Consider the following 15,691-nt stretch of genomic DNA (forward strand, 5'->3'; position numbering starts at 1 on the left):
TTTAACTCTTAGCTTTTTGCTTTAGAAAAGCTTCTAAACGGTCACAGCCTTCTTTTAAAGTTTCGATGCTATAAGCATAGGAAAGGCGAAGGTAGCCTTCACCGTATTCCGAAAATGCTGTTCCAGGAACAACGGCTAGCCCGGCTTCTTTTACAAGATCAAGTGCAAAATCAAATGATGAAGATGTTAAATGTCCAACATATGGGAATAAATAAAATGCGCCTGTTGGTTTCTCGACCGTTAAACCCATTTGAATGAGTCTATTATATACGTAATCACGGCGTTTTTTGTATTGATAGCGCATCATCTTCGGGGCATCTTTAGCAGCTGTTAAAGCTTCGATTGCAGCATATTGAGCGATTGAAGTAGCACATGTAACATTGTATTGATGAACTTTTAATATGTGTTTTGCTAAATATTCTGGAGCGAATAAAAGTCCGATACGCCAGCCGGTCATAGAATGTGATTTTGATAAGCCGTTAATGACAATCGTCTTATCACGCATTTCTGGGAAATGAGCGATAGATGTGTGTTTTTCTTCATATACAAGTTCACTATAAATTTCATCAGAAAGAACGAAAATATTTTTATCTTTTAAGACAGATACAATATCTTCTAATTCTTCTTTTGATAAGGTAACGCCAGTTGGATTAGAAGGATACGGTAAAACGACGCATCTTGTTCGTTCTGTAATTGCATGTTGCAATGCTTCAGCTGTTAAACGAAATCCAGTTTCACGAACATCTATAAAAATAGGAGTTGCACCACATAGTCGAATAATCGGCTCGTAACCAGGATAAATAGGAGCAGGTAAAATTACTTCCGTTCCTGGTTCTAAAATAGTTCGGAATGCAACATCAATTGCTTCACTGGCACCGATTGTAACGATGGTTTCGTTTTCAGGTGAATAATGTAAATCGTAGTTATCTTTTACAAAGTTACAAGCTGCCTTACGTAATTCTAGTAAACCGGCGTTATGTGTATAGCTTGTATAATTTTCTGTAATAGCCCGTTTTGCCGCTTCTTTTACGAGAGAAGGTGTAGGGAAATCGGGTTGTCCAATTGTTAAAGAGATAAGATTATCATAGTTTTGAATCATGTTAGAGAATTGACGAATTCCAGAAATTTGGATGTCCTTCACTCTAGGATTAATGAATTGTTCCATTGTATCTCCCTTTCTTCCGTTTGAAAATTAAGTCCATTTTAACATATTTTCTATGATTCCGCTTTGCATATGTCATTTAGAAAGAGAGAAAAGAAAAAAGCCGCTGAAAGCGACTTTTTAATAACCGTATTCCCAATCTATTTCATCTTCGTTCCAAAGTACGGAAGATACTTTGCCGAGATGGACAACGGATTCATTTACAGCACATGTACAGTTATCTTCCCCTGCTTTATGTTGCAGTTCTTCGTATACTGATTTTTCAACGTTTTCTAGCACAACCAAATTTTCTTCTTTTAAAACAAGCGTAGTACCCGCCATTTTTATCTTCCTCCTACTAAAGTAATGATCACTTATTTGTAAACATAGATAGTATGGATTATATGCTGTATTTTGCGATAGTTGTCCGTCTAGTGAAGTGTTTTTTAATTTCTTTGTAATCCGTATTCATTGTATACTGCATGAAGGAAATTTGGTACAGGGTTTACAATCATTTCGGAAATCTGTAACATTTATTATTAGTTGTTAACAAATAATTAACAAATATGTTAAGAAAAATCAAAATTTTAAAACAAATCAACTTATAAAATGATATAATCATATCAAAATACATATAGGGGATGAGAGGCTATGGAGCTGATTCGTGATTTAATGATCCAAATTGCCATCATTATTTTACCACTATTTTTATATGAAGCGATTCGTTTAAATCGTTATCAAGAAATGCTTCCGAAGCCTAATCGCTACTTTATTATGTTTTTATCTAGCGTTACACTCGTTCTCTCCATGACATACTCTATTTGTTTTGGTACCGTTTGTGGATACAATTTTCATCCAATCCCAATTGTTAGTGGTTTTTTATATGGGGGGATTGTTGGGCTCATCCCTGCCATTATTTTTGTTGCATATGAATGGATTGTTAAGGGACTCAGTTGGTTGCCTGTCGTAGAAGTTATATTTCTTTCAATAATTCCATTGTTTTTGTCAAAGAAATGGTCTCTTTTTTCAAGAGATAAGAAGCTAATATTAGCTTTTATGATTGCATCATTTTATGTTCTTGTTTCATTAGTATTTGGGATGTTGAATGTCCTTTTAGAAACAGGTTTTACACCGTACATATCTAATCTATATAGTGGGTATATATTTGCATCACTTATTATGGTTATGACAATGGTGTTTCAAGTGTATTTGACTGAGTATTTAAACGAAAATGCATTATTGCGTACAGAAATGCAAAAATCAGAAAAACTTAATATTGTAAGTGAGTTAGCTGCAAGTGTTGCACATGAAGTTCGAAATCCGCTCACTGTGGTACGTGGGTTTATTCAATTGCTAGAGAGTACGGAAGACGTAAAAAACAAAGATTATATGCGTCTCGTATTAGCTGAACTGGATCGTGCTGAACAGATTATTTCAGATTATTTAAATTTAGCAAGGCCACAAATTGAAAAAAAAGAACATATTTGTTTATCAGCACAATTAATTGAAATGACAACGCTTATGTCATCATTTGCAGCAATGCAGGGCGTTTATTTGCAAGTTGAGATTTCTGAGAGCCTTTATACTATCGGTGATAAAACGAAATTGAAGCAAGCTATTATGAATGTTGTTAAAAATGGTATTGAAGCAATTCAAGGAAACAAAGGGTATTTAAAAGTAACGGCTATTCAAAAAGATGAAACGATTGTAATAAGAGTTAAAGATAGTGGCGTTGGAATGACAAAAGAACAGTTAACAAGGCTTGGACAACCGTATTATTCTTTAAAAGAAAAAGGAACAGGATTAGGTCTTATGGTAACATTTAGTATTTTACAAGCGCATAATGGTACATTGGAATATAAAAGTGAAAGTGGAAAAGGAACTGAAGCTATTATTATATTGCCAGCTGTACGATATAAGGAATAAAAGTTACCGGTAGAAGGTAACTTTTTATTTTATTGTGCATTAGAAAATATACAGAAGTTTATTCATTTGTTTTTTCTTGTTTTGTTCGAATGAATAAACTTCTAAATGATTGAAAGAAGCTTTGCTCTTTTGAGGCGGCGACCAATCTTTTTGTTTCTTGAATTTCGCGAATAACTTGCATGAGTTGTGCATCACGGCTGCTGTCTTTATTGTAAATTTGATGGACAAGTTTATTCATTTTTTCTTCTTGTTTAGATTCTCGCTTATACATATGATTCATTAATAAGTCCATCTTTTCTTTCTGGAGTGCATCTGTTTGAGCGGCGTGATCAACTAGATCTTGTAACATTTTTTCTTGAGATCCTTCCTTTACATAAACTTGTTGCATAAGTTCATCTAATTTCTCGTCTTTTAAACGATTTTGTGTAATGAGAGTAGAGTTTTGATGAATAATTGCTTCATTTAATTGAGCAAGCATTTCAAGTTTTAACATGAACTCCTCAAAGTTACGCCCATCTTCTTTTTCTTTTGGTTGTATTTCTTGCTTATCTTGAATAACAGGTACAGGTGGGGCCTCTTTCTCTTTTAAAATAATAGGTATTGTTTCTGAAATATCTTCTTGTAATGTAGCAGCTCTTTCATGTATAGATTTCAATAGTTTTAAATCATCCAATTTATAAATACGAGCATCAGCTGTTTTTGAAATGATATAACCGTGTTCCTCTAAGAGTTGGCTATATTTTCGGACTATATGTTTTGGGATACCTGTTTTATTTGTAACATCTTTCGTTTTATAAATAGCTTCCATGATAGTTCCTCCCCAAAAAGTATCGTATATATCATTTCAATCTTTTATGAGGACTTCCTTTGAAAAAGAATGTCGGAAGGTTATTAGTTTTCTACAGCATTAGTGAAAAGATGGGGAAAAATGAATGTTTTTGGCGGAATGGAGAGGAAGAGCTAAAATAATGTCTGAAAACATACATAGAAGAAGTTTGTTATAATAGCTGAGGAAAAGAAATTGGTAGGAACACGGAGGTACACATGAAGCAATTAAAAGGTATTATCATTTCAATTATTGCAATTCTTTCTCTTTTGGTAGCGGTATATGAAGTACTTGTGCCAGAGGAGACAAGTACTAAAAAAACAACTACGTATGATCAAATTTTAGAGTTCCCGAAAGAACGATATCCAGAGACCGGGAAACATATAGCGGATGCTATAAAAGAAGGGCATTCAGAAATGTGTACAATTGATCGTAATGGTGCAGCGGATAGAAGGAAATTATCGTTAGCGCCATATCCGACGAAGAAAGGTTATGATCGCGATGAATGGCCGATGGCGATGTGTAAGGAAGGCGGAAAAGGAGCTCATATTGAATATATAAGTCCAGCAGATAACCGCGGTGCAGGTTCTTGGGTAGGGAATAAGCTAGACAAATATCCAGATGGTACGCGTGTGAAATTTGAAGTGAAATAGTAGTTGCACATTTCATAATGAAGGAGAAGGGAACTATGGAGTTAACAATTTCTTATTCACAATTAATGTTGATGAACTATGATGGTGAACAGCCTTACGTAGATTGGACAGATGAAGATTTTGAAAGAGGTTATGCTAAGGCGGATGGAACTGTTATTTTTGAAGCACTCTCTGATTATACTTGTGAAGTAAAAGTGACTTGTGGAAAACATATTGAGAAAGAAGAAGTGCTTAGAACGGTTGCGGTTCCTTTTACAGTTGAAAATGAATGTATCGTTGTAACGAGTATTCTTTCAAATAGATTTCAGATCCCTATTCCAAATGGTGAGTATACCGTTGTATTACAGGCAATTCCTCTTGAAGAGCCAACGGATGATGAATTATATAAAATACAATATGAATTCTTTTTTGAAAGTAAAGAATAAAAAATGGGTTATCCTTTTGGAGGATAACCCATTTTTGTTATGCGTTTGTTTTTAAAAGGGAACGAGCATCTTTTGCTGCTTGCACCATGTGTTCTAAAGCCGGAATGACTTCTTCCGTTCTTCTAGTTTTTAAACCACAGTCTGGATTAATCCAGAAATATTTAGGATCACATACTTGTAAAGATTGTTCTACGATTGCAAACATCTCATCTTTACTTGGGACACGTGGACTATGAATGTCATATACACCTAGACCAATTCCTTTTTCATATGTTGTATGTTTTAATGTATCAATAAATTCTCCATGACTTCTTGATGTTTCGATAGAAATAACATCTGCATCTAACGCACGAATTGCATCTACAATATCTTCGAAGTTACTGTAACACATATGGGTGTGAATTTGTGTTTCGTTTGCTACAGAAGATGTTGCTAAAAGGAATGATTGAACTGCCCATGTAATGTATGCATCCCAATCTTTCTCTTTTAACGGCATACCTTCACGAAGTGCGGGCTCATCGACTTGGATTACTCTTATTCCAGAAGATTCAAGTAATTCAATTTCATGACGAAGTGCTAGTGCAATTTGATATGAAACTTCTTTTCGTGAAATATCATTTCGAACGAATGACCAATTTAAAATAGTGACAGGTCCAGTTAACATTCCTTTTACAACTTTCTCTGTTAAGCTTTGTGCATAAACAGTTTCCTTAATAGTCATTCCGTTAATAAAGGCTACATCACCATAAATAACAGGTGGTTTTACGCAGCGGGAACCGTATGATTGTACCCAACCGTTTTTAGTGAATGAGAAACCAGCAAGGCGCTCACCAAAATATTCGACCATGTCAGTTCTTTCAAATTCACCATGCACTAGTACATCAAGACCAATATCTTCTTGGTAACGAATCCACTTCGAAGTTTCCTTTTCAATGAACTGATTATATTGTTCATTTGTAATATCACCGTTACGCCACTGTTTACGAGTTTGACGAACTTCGGATGTTTGCGGGAAGCTACCGATAGTTGTTGTTGGTAACAACGGTAATTGTAAAGCCACTTGCTGTAGTTCATATCGTTTTTCAAATGGAAGAGGACGTGAGAAATCATCTTCTTTAAGTGATGTACTTGCAAGTTTTACATCTTCACGATTACGTGCAGCTGATGAGCGGATGGCATTATGTGCGTTACGATATGTTGTCAGCTCGCTACTGATACTTTCTACACCTTTAGTAAGAGCAGAATGGATAAGGACTAGTTCTTCTAATTTTTGATTAGCAAATGCAAGTGCATCAAATAATTCAGTTGATAAGTGTGCTTCTTCTGTTTTATCAATTGGAGTATGCAATAAGCTACAAGAAGGCTGAACAATTAAACCTTTTGCTGCAATTTGATTTTGTAATGTTGTAAATAAAGAAAGTACATCATCAAGATCAGCTCTCCAAATGTTACGGCCATCTATACAACCGATAGCTAAAATTTTATCAGCTGGGAATCCATATTTTGAAATAGCATTTATATTACCTTCTTTGCCATGAACAAAGTCTAATCCAATACCGGAAACAGGGAATGTAATAATTTCTTCATAGTTCTCTTCTACACTATCAAAATATGTTTGTAGAAGTAGGTTAGCATTCGGAACTTCTTTATGAATAGCTTCGTAAAGTTCTTTCGCTTGATTAATTTCATCTCTTGTTAAAGATGCGAAGATTGGTTCGTCAACTTGAATAACTTGTGCTCCAGCTGCGTGTAATTCAGAGAATAATTGAACATAAGGTGCAACTAGCTCTTTTAAAATAGTGGCAAATTGATCTTCGTTATAACCTTTTGCTAGTTTTAGGAATGTATAAGGTCCTAAAATAACTGGTTTTCCATCAACGCCTAACTCTTTTTTCGCTTCTTCATATAAACGAAGAGGACGATTGTCTTTTAATGAGATTTGTAATCCTTCTTCATATTCAGGAACAATATAATGGTAGTTTGTGTTAAACCATTTTGTCATTTCAGAAGCAACGTGATCTTTAGAACCACGTGCCATCGCAAAATATACATCAAGGTAAGATGTAAACTCTGAAAAACGTGACGGGATGAACCCTAACATGTAGGCTGTATCCAGAACGTGGTCATAATATGTAAAATCGCCAACTGGAATTAATTCAATTCCTTTTTCTTGCTGTACTTTGACGTGTTGAAGGCGAATTTCTTTCATTGTCGTTAAAAATTGTTCTTCATCAATTTTATTGGACCAAAAAGCTTCCAATGTTTTTTTCCACTCTCGTTGTAGTCCGATACGTGGATAACCTAAGTTACTTGTTTGAATTGCCATTTTAAATTCCTCCCTAATTGAAAGTAAGCATTTCCGTTTACTAGGAAATACCTGTAACAAAAAGCATAAAGGCATAGAAAAATAAGCCTTCCTTTTTGTTCTTAACACCTCATCATCATCCGTGAGTCTACCAGTGTTGTTAAAATAGGCAGGTCTCCTGACTTATGCTTCATATAATTTCTTTCACCTTCCCGTTTTCACAGTGGCACAAAAAAGAAATCTTAGCATTTACAGTGGCGGGACCGTGTTGGAGTTTCACCAAACTTCCCTTTTAAACACGAAATGAAATGTTCGTGTACCTATTTTCCTTTTGAAAGGAATGTAACAAGCAATATGATATTGAAACAAATTCTAACACAATTTTCGGAATTTTGTCCACTGTTTTAAAATAAGAAAATTCTAAAGTTTTTTATTTATTTTATTCAGAAAATTAAGAATTTATAATAGGGATTTATTATTAAAATGAGGGTATTTTGAGTTGAGGGGAATAATTATAGTATTAGGTTTTTCTAAAAGAGGGGCACCTCTTTTAGAAAAACCTAATCATTATCTATACCTATTTCTGAAAGACGACCTACAGAAGCATCTTGTAAGAGTGTGTTTAGCCAACGTAACTCAACGTTAATATGCTCAATGACGCTTTGTAAAATATATAGTTGAGCACGAGGAACTAGTTGTTTGTTGTGATCGTATATCGTTTGCATTGTATGTAAATATAGCATTGTATCATCTCTCTTTTTTTCCAAAATAGGAACTAGTTCTTGTTCGTCGCTAAAGTGAGCGAAAGAGAGCGCAGAATAAATAGGTTTATATATTTGGTTTTTCGCTTCAAATTGTTTTAATAATAAAGTGTGGAAAAGGGCTTTTCCTTCTTCTGTTATATGGAAGATTGTTTTATCTGGTCTATTCGTATCTCGAACAATATGGGTAACGCTAATCGCACCTTGTTTTTCTAATTGCTCGAAGGCATAGTATAGCGATCCTTTGGCATATTTAATATAACAATCCATTTGTCGTTCTTTCATTATATGTTGAACTTCATATGGATGTTTATCTCCTTCGAGTAACAAGCCGAGAATGACTAACTTCATGCTCATGCTGTCTCAACTCCTGTATATAGAAACTTTATATATATTATAAACGGTATATCCTCTTTCATAAAGGGATATACCGCTTCGTTTTTCTATATTAGCTTACTTGTTTTTGTTTTTGCTTCGTTTTCGGACCTGTTAAAAGACGTTCATTTCCCATAAGTAAAATACAAACTATACTTAGTACAGCTGGGATAAGTGCCCAGAAAAATGTATTGGCAATAGATGTTGCAAGAGCATCCTTAATACCACTCAGTACTTCAGGAGGTAGTTTGTCAGCGGCATTTGGTGATAATAAAAAGCTAGTGTCTCCACCTTTTGGAGCCATTTTTGCTAGTTCAGGTGGGAATACAGTGCTTAATTTATCAGTAAAAATATGATTTTGAATTGTACCGAAAATCGTTACACCAAGGGTCATTCCAAGTGAACGGAAGAATGAGTTCGTTGATGTAGCAGAACCGCGATCTCTCATTTCTAGTTTATGAATAGATGCCATACTTAAAACTGAGAAGGAGAATCCAACTCCAAGTCCAGCAAGCACCATAAACATTGTTACAAGTGTACGAGGTGTATCCATTGTTAAAGTACTTAGTAAATAAATACCAAGAACGAAGAACACTCCGGATGCTATCATGATGTTACGATAACTTGTTCGTGAAGCTAACTGTCCGCCAGTTTGACTTCCAATTACAGACCCTACCATCATGGGTGTCAAAATTAATCCAGCATTTGAGGCTGAACCACCGAGAACACCTTGAACGAAGATTGGAATATAAACTGTACAGATGATAAAAGCTGCGCCATAGAAAAAGGCAACACCTTGGCTAGCTGCAAATAAAGGTTTTTTAAATAAATGGAAAGAAATAATAGGTTCTGTTGCGTTTCTTTCTACGAAGAAGAAGATAATAAGCGTAATAACAACAGTTGAAAATAAACCAATAATCACATTAGAGTCCCATGCATATTCTTTACCGCCAAGTTCCAGGGCAAACATTAAGCAAACGATACTAACGACAAGTGTAATAGCACCAGCCCAGTCGATTTTTTGTTTTCGATATTCTAGAGACTCGTTGTAGTATTTAGTAATGAAGAAGAAGGAAATAAGTCCTAATGGAATATTAATATAGAAGACCCAGTGCCAACTTATATAATCTGTAATATAAGCACCTAATAGAGGCCCGAAAACACTGGATGTTCCGAAAACGGCACCAAATAGACCTGTCATTTTCCCTCGTTTTTCAGGTGGGAATATATCATACATAATTGTAAATGCGATAGGCATCAGAGCGCCACCGCCAATTCCTTGAATGGCTCTATAAATACTTAGTTGTTCAATACTTGTTGCTGTCCCGCAAAGTGCAGAACCGAATAAGAAAAGAATTAGTCCACCAATATAAAAGCGTTTCCGTCCGTACATATCAGAAAGCTTACCGAAAATAGGCATACCAGCCATTGTTGCTACCATATATGCAGATGTGACCCAAACGAATTTGTCGAACCCTCCTAAGTCTCCAACGATTGTTGCCATCGCAGTCGCGACTATTGTGTTATCCATTGCTGCCATTAGAATACCAAGTAGTAAACCAGCAACAACAAATTTTGTTTTACTTGCTTCGTTTTTTGATAGTTGTGCTTCCAAAAGTAGCCCTCCTTTAATAAAAATTACACTAACTTAAGTTTTTAGATGCAGTGCATGAAAAATCTTTGTGTGTAGTTTGTTTCATTTCCTCTTTATTTATAAAAATTGAGCCTACATGATATAAAGAATGGAAATCATAGATTATATTATAGTCAAATTTGACTAAAAGGCAAATGTTTTCTATCGCCAAATTATTTTATCCCGCTTTAACGGGCAGTAAGACTTCCAACCCCAAAATTCGGCGAATGCGAGGAAGTTAGGCGGGAGTCGGGCCGTCCGTAAAACCCCCACTGATTAAAGTTTCACTTTATTATATTGACAAAAAGAGAGAGCAAGAGTTGATTTTGTTATGTAGTCAAGGAAGGAAATTGTAAAAAAATATTTAATAAAGAATAACCTGTGCCAACCTATTAAAAATGGTTTTTTCTTTATATTGTCGAATAGGATAAAAGGAAAAGAAAAATTAAAGGTGGTTTGTAATAAGCTCAATATTTTTTCTAAGTGTAGTTTATTGCGTCGGGAGGCAGAATAAAGTTGTATAGATGATACATCTGGAATGAGGTGAATATATTATGAAAATATGGAAACGAATTTCGGATCAAGGAAGGTATTCTATACCGTTACAGCCGGTTTTGTGGATTGATGGTTCTAAAAAGGACACGGAAGCACCAAATGTAGCAGTCGCATTACAAATCCGAAGTATGTATAAAGAAAATTTTTCATATGAGATGATCTATGATGTTAATGACATACTAATTATTCGACTTGAAGTTGAAAATAAAGGCGTTGAAATGATTTCGCGAGTAGTTGTAAGTCATATGATTCGGGATTATTTCGCGTATATTCCAAACTCTTTAAAAGCAGATAAGGGAATAAGTGAGTTTTTATTTCAGCTCGTAAGGTGGCGAATCGATAATTTATCGCCGGGTGAAAAGGTAGAATTAATTTGTCAAATAAAAGCAAATAAAGATAAAGCTCCTCCAAATTCGTTATTTCAGGCTACATATACATTTCAATATAAAGGAGTATCATATGGACCGCTACAAACAAATGAAGTGGTTGTCAGAAAATGAGAAAAAGGAACCTACGCGAAAGGTTCCTTCTTTAATGAAGATTATGCTTCTTGAGTAATTTTTTTTGTTCCACTCCTTTTTTTCCAACATAGTTATTTTTGTATCCAAAATATAGAATGAATAGAAATGAAATAACATTTACTATAGCGTCAATTTGATCGTTTGTAATGAAGTTTATTCCGAAAGAGTTAAATAGTAATTTTAATGATAATAAAAAGCCAGCTAGTAAGCGCATAATATCTGATAGATTTTCTTTTTGAAGCATATATATCACTCCTTTCTAAAAACGATATATATTATATATATGAAATGAATTAGAAAAGGTATACAAGCTTAAGTAGAAATGTACATTAAATATGTACATTTTTTATTTTGTAGAAAAACATTATCGTTATAGAAACATATATTGGTATAAAAAGGGGGGAGAGTATGAAATATAAAGGGAAAATTAGTGGGTTATTACTTGGGAACACAGTTGCGATTACAGAATGGATCGCACTTCAGGATGTAATCGCTAAGCTAGATTCGCGATCATTTTTTACCGTCTTTATTATTTATATATTGCAAATGATACTAAGTTGTTATTTTGGACATTGGTACGATAAAAGAGCGAATACGCATGAAAATATTGAAGCAGGAGGAATGACGAACAACGATTTTGTCGTTGATTTTTTCGGGAAAGTAGCTGCTTTATCAGAAAGAGATTCTCGTAATATTACAGTGTATATCCTTTCTGTAAAAGAATGGGATGTATTAAAAGACACAGTGCAAGGAAAAAAATTAGATGAGTTAGTCCAAAGAGTAGAACGTACAATTGTAAAGACAGTTCGAAAGGGTGATGTAGTGACGAGGTGGGATGAAAATAAATATGTTATCGTAGCTGTTGATAATGGCTATGAAAAGTCAACAATAACAAATCGATTAATCAAAAATATTCAAAATGAAATAGCGAATGATTTATTAAATGTCACACTATTATTTGGGGCTGCAAGTTATCCGATAGAAGGGAAAACTTTTGAAGATTTGCTTAGAAAAGCACAAAATCAATTGTATAATTATAGAAATTTGCAAAGTCATGAATGAAATTTTGATTTGAAGAAGTATGATATAAAGCTTTTTTGTAACATTTTTTTGACTTTTGTTACAAGAAAAACTTTTTTTGTAACAAAAGTCTTTAAAAACATATGGAATCAGCATATAATTGTGTGTGGATGTATCAATGCATTTTGCACAATGTTTTCAGTTGAAAAGTGTAGAGGAAAACATTCTCTACACTTTTCCTTTTTAAGAAATTAAAAGAATCTTTATAAGAGTTGCGAGGTCACCTTCGCACTATGTAAAATGGACAAAGAGGTTATTTGGTAAAAAGTGAGAAAGGGAATGGTAGACGTGAGAGGTTATAGATTATCTTTTATCAGGTGAAACATTATAGTGTTTCTTGCAGTAGGTAAGATTACAGTAAATACCTTTATGTTTTAAGAAATTACATAATTTCAAGTGCTAAAATTGTACAAGCAGTATAAATAATTATTGATGATCGTCGTAAAAAAGATGCGAGCGTGAAATAGATAAAGAAGTTACATGTTTTCATGGGATTTTTGGCACGATGATCGTTTACTAATAGGAGGAAAAAGATGTTGAAATATAGTAAATTAGCAATTGTAACTGCATTATCACTGACTTTACTAGCCGGTTGTTTCGGACCGAAACCAGAAGAGGAATTATATGTTGCATTTGAAAATGCTGCAAAGCAAGAAAAAACAATGTTTGAAGATGCGAAGAAACTTGAAACTTTAGAGAAAGAGGGACAAGAATTATATAACCAGATTGTTCAAGAAGGAAAAGATAATAATCAAGCTGTTAAGGAAAAACTGAATCAAGCAGCGAAAAATACAGATGAACGAGAAAAAGTGCTTAAAAAAGAAAAAGAATCTTTAAATAAAGCACAAGAAGAAGTGAAATCAGCAGATAAATATGTGAGTAAAATTGAAGATAAGAAATTGAAAGATCAAGCGGATAAAGTGAAAAGTACATATGAGAAACGACATGATTCATTTAACAAGATGTATGATAGCTATAATAAATCGTTAAAACAAGAAAAAGAATTATATACAATGTTACAAGATAAAGGTACGAAATTAAAAGATATTAGTGAAAAAGTAAAAGTAGTAAATCAATCTTATAAGGATATTGAATCAGAAAAAGACAAGTTTAATGAATTTACGAAATCTTATAATACAGAAAAAATAGCTTTTTATAAACAAGCAAATATTAAAATTAAAGAAGAGAAAAAATAAAACAGTTTGGCCTAATATAGGCCAAACTGTTTTATTTTTTTGTATAGGTACGGCTATACCATGGAACTGGTTCGCTTAATTTTTTTTCTTGTTTTAATGCTTCAGGACCAATATAATCTTGCAGTGTTTTTTTTGCTATTGTTAAAGATAAGGTTGTTTTCGGATTTCGGTAGGAGGATTCAAGGTGACCAAGATGCGGTAGGGTGCGAAAATCATCTTTCGTAGGAGGGATATGGAAAAAATAATCACCTAAACGTATAAGAACATCGGATTGTTGTTGACTAAAACGTGGATTTCTAGAAAAATGTAATCCTTCTTTGATAGCCTTCTTTTCAGTAATTAAGCGTTCTAAAGCAGTCTTTTTTAACCAGTATAAGTACTTAGGATTAGTTGCAGCTTTAGCATGACGATTCACAACGAAAATAGATTGAGCTAGTCTATTAATAGAATGTTGGTTATGTAATTGAGATTGTGGTTGTGAAGGTTTCATATTGAATCTCCTTTCAAGTTTTCCTTATTATAGCATAAATAAAATGGGTTTTTATTATATGCAAAAAGTAATTGTATATATTTTCAATATTAAAGCAATATTGTTACAAAAAACAACTATTTTGTATAATAGTAATAGAATATGTTTCAGAAATTTGATAATGAAAGAGTGAGAAGGTTGAAAGAAATATTAAAACAACAATATGCCATTATAGACATTGGTTCTAATACAATGCGCTTAGTTATTTATGAAAAGCAAAACGGAGGTTTTTATAAAGAGATTGAAAATACGAAAGTGGTCGCTAGGTTAAGAAATTACTTAGTAGATGGTGTATTAAGTGAAGAAGGAATAGAAGTATTGTTACAAACATTATTTCAATTTCAAGAAAGTACACGATTTCATAAGTTGCATCATGTGCTTTGTGTCGCAACGGCAACAATTAGACAGGCAGAGAATCAAGATGAAATTAAAAAACTTGTTGAAGGACAAACAGATTTTACTCTTAGAGTTTTATCAGAATATGAAGAAGCGCGTTACGGTTATTTAGCAGTTATGAATTCTACTTCATTTTCAGAAGGAGTTACAGTTGATATTGGTGGGGGAAGCACAGAAGTTACATACTTCCGAAATAGAGAAATTTTAGAATATCATAGCTTTCCTTTTGGAGCACTTTCTTTAAAGCAACAATTTATTCAAGGTGATATTCCTACTACAGAAGAGTTAGAGGAAATCAAAAACTATTTATGGAATCAATTTCGAACGCTACCATGGTTAATCGATAAAAAATTACCTCTTATCGCAATTGGTGGGAGTGCGAGGAACTTGGTGAAAATCCATCAAAATTTAATTTGTTATCCTATAGCTGGATTACATTTATACAAAATGAAAGAGGAAGATATTCAACATGTAAAAGAGGAATTAAAAGAATTGTCGTTCATAGAACTTCAAAAGTTAGAGGGGTTAGCAAAAGATCGAGCGGATACGATTATTCCAGCTATCGAAGTCTTTCATATGCTTGTTGACGTTATAGAGGCACCGGCATTTGTATTGAGTAAAAAAGGATTAAGAGAAGGTGTTTTCTATGAAGAATTAACGAAAGATTTGGGGATTTCGTACTATCCAAACGTAGTAGAAGAAAGTTTACATCTATTATCATTTGAATACGAAATGGATATGGAATTTGTAATTCAACTTATTAAACAAGGAACATTGATTTGTAAACAACTTGAAGGAGTAGGACTTATTTCTATGTCGGAAAAAGACTGGGAAATATTCCATCAAGCGGCGAAAGTATTTAATATTGGGAAGTACATAGATGAAGAAGCGAGCCGCTTACATACGTTTTATTTACTAGCGAATAAAACAATTGATGGTATGATGCATAAAGACCGAGTTAGATTAGCGCTTATTGCCTCGTACAAATCAAAAATGTTATTTAAACAACATTTAGCTCCATTTGAAGGTTGGTTTGAGAAAAGTGAACAAAAAAAAATTCGGTTATTAGGAGCTGTTTTGCAATTTTCAGCTGCTTTAAATGTGAGACAAAGATCGCTTGTTGAAACGATATCTATAACAGAAAGTAATGAAGGATTAACATTTAGAATTGTATGTGAGCAATCGGCGTTAGCAGAAAAAGTGCAAGCTGAAAAACAAAAAAAGCAGCTGGAAAGAGTATTGAAAACGAATATTAACTTATCATTTGAATCAAAACGTTAAGTTGTACGGATGTCTTTACAAAAAATTAACACTTTGGAATATTGTAATTTGATAAAATAAAAGTAACTAAATTATAGTAAAAAAGTTT

Annotated in this window: 15 protein-coding genes and 1 riboswitch; of the genes, 7 read left to right on the plus strand and 8 right to left on the minus strand. The window is 33.6% G+C overall.

Features of this window, described 5'->3' with window-relative positions:
- Window position 1: 1 nt before the first annotated feature.
- A complete protein-coding gene (locus tag Q3V31_RS07130; RefSeq protein ID WP_000434572.1) occupies window positions 2-1,165 on the minus strand; it encodes an aminotransferase A in 1,164 nt (387 codons plus the stop codon).
- 117 nt (window positions 1,166-1,282) lie between these two features.
- Window positions 1,283-1,483 (minus strand): hypothetical protein, encoded by a 201-nt coding sequence (locus Q3V31_RS07135; protein ID WP_000929279.1) that lies wholly within the window; start codon window positions 1,481-1,483, stop codon window positions 1,283-1,285.
- Window positions 1,484-1,792: 309 nt separating this feature from the next.
- On the opposite strand from Q3V31_RS07135, the gene kinB reads away from it, so the two are divergent.
- A complete protein-coding gene (kinB, locus tag Q3V31_RS07140) occupies window positions 1,793-3,067 on the plus strand; it encodes a sporulation sensor histidine kinase KinB (protein ID WP_016130208.1) in 1,275 nt (424 codons plus the stop codon).
- 58 nt (window positions 3,068-3,125) lie between these two features.
- Here kinB and Q3V31_RS07145 read toward each other — a convergent pair whose 3' ends face one another.
- Complete coding sequence (locus tag Q3V31_RS07145; RefSeq protein ID WP_000387500.1) at window positions 3,126-3,875, minus strand: DUF3967 domain-containing protein; 750 nt, start codon at window positions 3,873-3,875, stop codon at window positions 3,126-3,128.
- Between the two features lie 236 nt (window positions 3,876-4,111).
- Between Q3V31_RS07145 and nucA the strand changes: the two genes are divergently transcribed.
- A complete protein-coding gene (gene nucA, locus Q3V31_RS07150) occupies window positions 4,112-4,546 on the plus strand; it encodes a DNA-entry nuclease (protein ID WP_000811509.1) in 435 nt (144 codons plus the stop codon).
- 35 nt (window positions 4,547-4,581) lie between these two features.
- The gene (gene comJ, locus Q3V31_RS07155; protein ID WP_000424027.1) at window positions 4,582-4,971 is read left to right on the plus strand and encodes a competence protein ComJ; all 390 of its coding nucleotides are present in this window, start codon (window positions 4,582-4,584) and stop codon (window positions 4,969-4,971) included.
- Window positions 4,972-5,008: 37 nt separating this feature from the next.
- On the opposite strand, the gene metE is transcribed toward comJ, so the two are convergent.
- From metE to Q3V31_RS07170, 3 genes are all read right to left on the minus strand, one after another.
- Window positions 5,009-7,297 carry a 5-methyltetrahydropteroyltriglutamate--homocysteine S-methyltransferase gene (gene metE / locus Q3V31_RS07160; RefSeq protein ID WP_329763705.1) on the minus strand — a complete coding sequence of 763 codons (2,289 nt, stop codon included), beginning with the start codon at window positions 7,295-7,297 and terminating at the stop codon, window positions 5,009-5,011.
- A 130-nt stretch (window positions 7,298-7,427) separates the two neighbouring features.
- Window positions 7,428-7,615, minus strand: a riboswitch (cobalamin riboswitch).
- Between the two features lie 221 nt (window positions 7,616-7,836).
- Window positions 7,837-8,394 carry a PadR family transcriptional regulator gene (locus Q3V31_RS07165; protein WP_329763707.1) on the minus strand — a complete coding sequence of 186 codons (558 nt, stop codon included), beginning with the start codon at window positions 8,392-8,394 and terminating at the stop codon, window positions 7,837-7,839.
- A gap of 91 nt (window positions 8,395-8,485) precedes the next feature.
- A complete protein-coding gene (locus Q3V31_RS07170; protein ID WP_097871908.1) occupies window positions 8,486-10,027 on the minus strand; it encodes an MDR family MFS transporter in 1,542 nt (513 codons plus the stop codon).
- Between the two features lie 572 nt (window positions 10,028-10,599).
- On the opposite strand from Q3V31_RS07170, the gene Q3V31_RS07175 reads away from it, so the two are divergent.
- On the plus strand, window positions 10,600-11,100 hold the full coding sequence (locus Q3V31_RS07175) for a hypothetical protein (protein WP_000708186.1): 501 nt from the start codon (window positions 10,600-10,602) through the stop codon (window positions 11,098-11,100).
- Between the two features lie 31 nt (window positions 11,101-11,131).
- Here the strand turns inward: Q3V31_RS07175 and Q3V31_RS07180 are convergent, their stop codons facing one another.
- Window positions 11,132-11,365: an SPP1 phage holin family protein gene (locus Q3V31_RS07180; protein WP_000939455.1), complete on the minus strand. Its 234-nt coding sequence runs from the start codon at window positions 11,363-11,365 to the stop codon at window positions 11,132-11,134.
- Window positions 11,366-11,529: 164 nt separating this feature from the next.
- Here Q3V31_RS07180 and Q3V31_RS07185 point away from each other — a divergent pair, with 164 nt between their 5' ends.
- Complete coding sequence (locus Q3V31_RS07185; protein ID WP_000875437.1) at window positions 11,530-12,183, plus strand: diguanylate cyclase domain-containing protein; 654 nt, start codon at window positions 11,530-11,532, stop codon at window positions 12,181-12,183.
- 551 nt (window positions 12,184-12,734) lie between these two features.
- On the plus strand, window positions 12,735-13,397 hold the full coding sequence (locus Q3V31_RS07190) for a YkyA family protein (RefSeq protein WP_000922480.1): 663 nt from the start codon (window positions 12,735-12,737) through the stop codon (window positions 13,395-13,397).
- 31 nt (window positions 13,398-13,428) lie between these two features.
- On the opposite strand, the gene Q3V31_RS07195 is transcribed toward Q3V31_RS07190, so the two are convergent.
- Window positions 13,429-13,887, minus strand: a complete 459-nt coding sequence (locus Q3V31_RS07195) for a YkyB family protein (RefSeq protein ID WP_000804854.1) — start codon at window positions 13,885-13,887, stop codon at window positions 13,429-13,431.
- Window positions 13,888-14,028: 141 nt separating this feature from the next.
- Between Q3V31_RS07195 and Q3V31_RS07200 the strand changes: the two genes are divergently transcribed.
- Entirely contained in the window at window positions 14,029-15,603 is a 1,575-nt protein-coding gene (locus Q3V31_RS07200) for a Ppx/GppA family phosphatase (RefSeq protein WP_002077067.1), read from the plus strand.
- The last annotated feature ends 88 nt before the right edge of the window (window positions 15,604-15,691 follow it).

This window comes from Bacillus nitratireducens, assembly GCF_036320425.1.
GTDB classification, from domain to species: Bacteria; Bacillota; Bacilli; order Bacillales; family Bacillaceae_G; genus Bacillus_A; species Bacillus_A nitratireducens.

What these genes read in the sequence shown, in the direction of transcription:
- Q3V31_RS07130 (WP_000434572.1), bottom strand. Translation starts at nt 1,165, where the DNA reads ATGGAACAATTCATTAATCCTAGAGTGAAGGACATCCAAATTTCTGGA.
- Q3V31_RS07135 (WP_000929279.1), bottom strand. Translation starts at nt 1,483, where the DNA reads ATGGCGGGTACTACGCTTGTTTTAAAAGAAGAAAATTTGGTTGTGCTA.
- kinB (WP_016130208.1), top strand. Translation starts at nt 1,793, where the DNA reads ATGGAGCTGATTCGTGATTTAATGATCCAAATTGCCATCATTATTTTA.
- Q3V31_RS07145 (WP_000387500.1), bottom strand. Translation starts at nt 3,875, where the DNA reads ATGGAAGCTATTTATAAAACGAAAGATGTTACAAATAAAACAGGTATC.
- nucA (WP_000811509.1), top strand. Translation starts at nt 4,112, where the DNA reads ATGAAGCAATTAAAAGGTATTATCATTTCAATTATTGCAATTCTTTCT.
- comJ (WP_000424027.1), top strand. Translation starts at nt 4,582, where the DNA reads ATGGAGTTAACAATTTCTTATTCACAATTAATGTTGATGAACTATGAT.
- metE (WP_329763705.1), bottom strand. Translation starts at nt 7,297, where the DNA reads ATGGCAATTCAAACAAGTAACTTAGGTTATCCACGTATCGGACTACAA.
- Q3V31_RS07165 (WP_329763707.1), bottom strand. Translation starts at nt 8,394, where the DNA reads ATGAGCATGAAGTTAGTCATTCTCGGCTTGTTACTCGAAGGAGATAAA.
- Q3V31_RS07175 (WP_000708186.1), top strand. Translation starts at nt 10,600, where the DNA reads ATGAAAATATGGAAACGAATTTCGGATCAAGGAAGGTATTCTATACCG.
- Q3V31_RS07180 (WP_000939455.1), bottom strand. Translation starts at nt 11,365, where the DNA reads ATGCTTCAAAAAGAAAATCTATCAGATATTATGCGCTTACTAGCTGGC.
- Q3V31_RS07185 (WP_000875437.1), top strand. Translation starts at nt 11,530, where the DNA reads ATGAAATATAAAGGGAAAATTAGTGGGTTATTACTTGGGAACACAGTT.
- Q3V31_RS07190 (WP_000922480.1), top strand. Translation starts at nt 12,735, where the DNA reads ATGTTGAAATATAGTAAATTAGCAATTGTAACTGCATTATCACTGACT.
- Q3V31_RS07195 (WP_000804854.1), bottom strand. Translation starts at nt 13,887, where the DNA reads ATGAAACCTTCACAACCACAATCTCAATTACATAACCAACATTCTATT.
- Q3V31_RS07200 (WP_002077067.1), top strand. Translation starts at nt 14,029, where the DNA reads ATGTTTCAGAAATTTGATAATGAAAGAGTGAGAAGGTTGAAAGAAATA.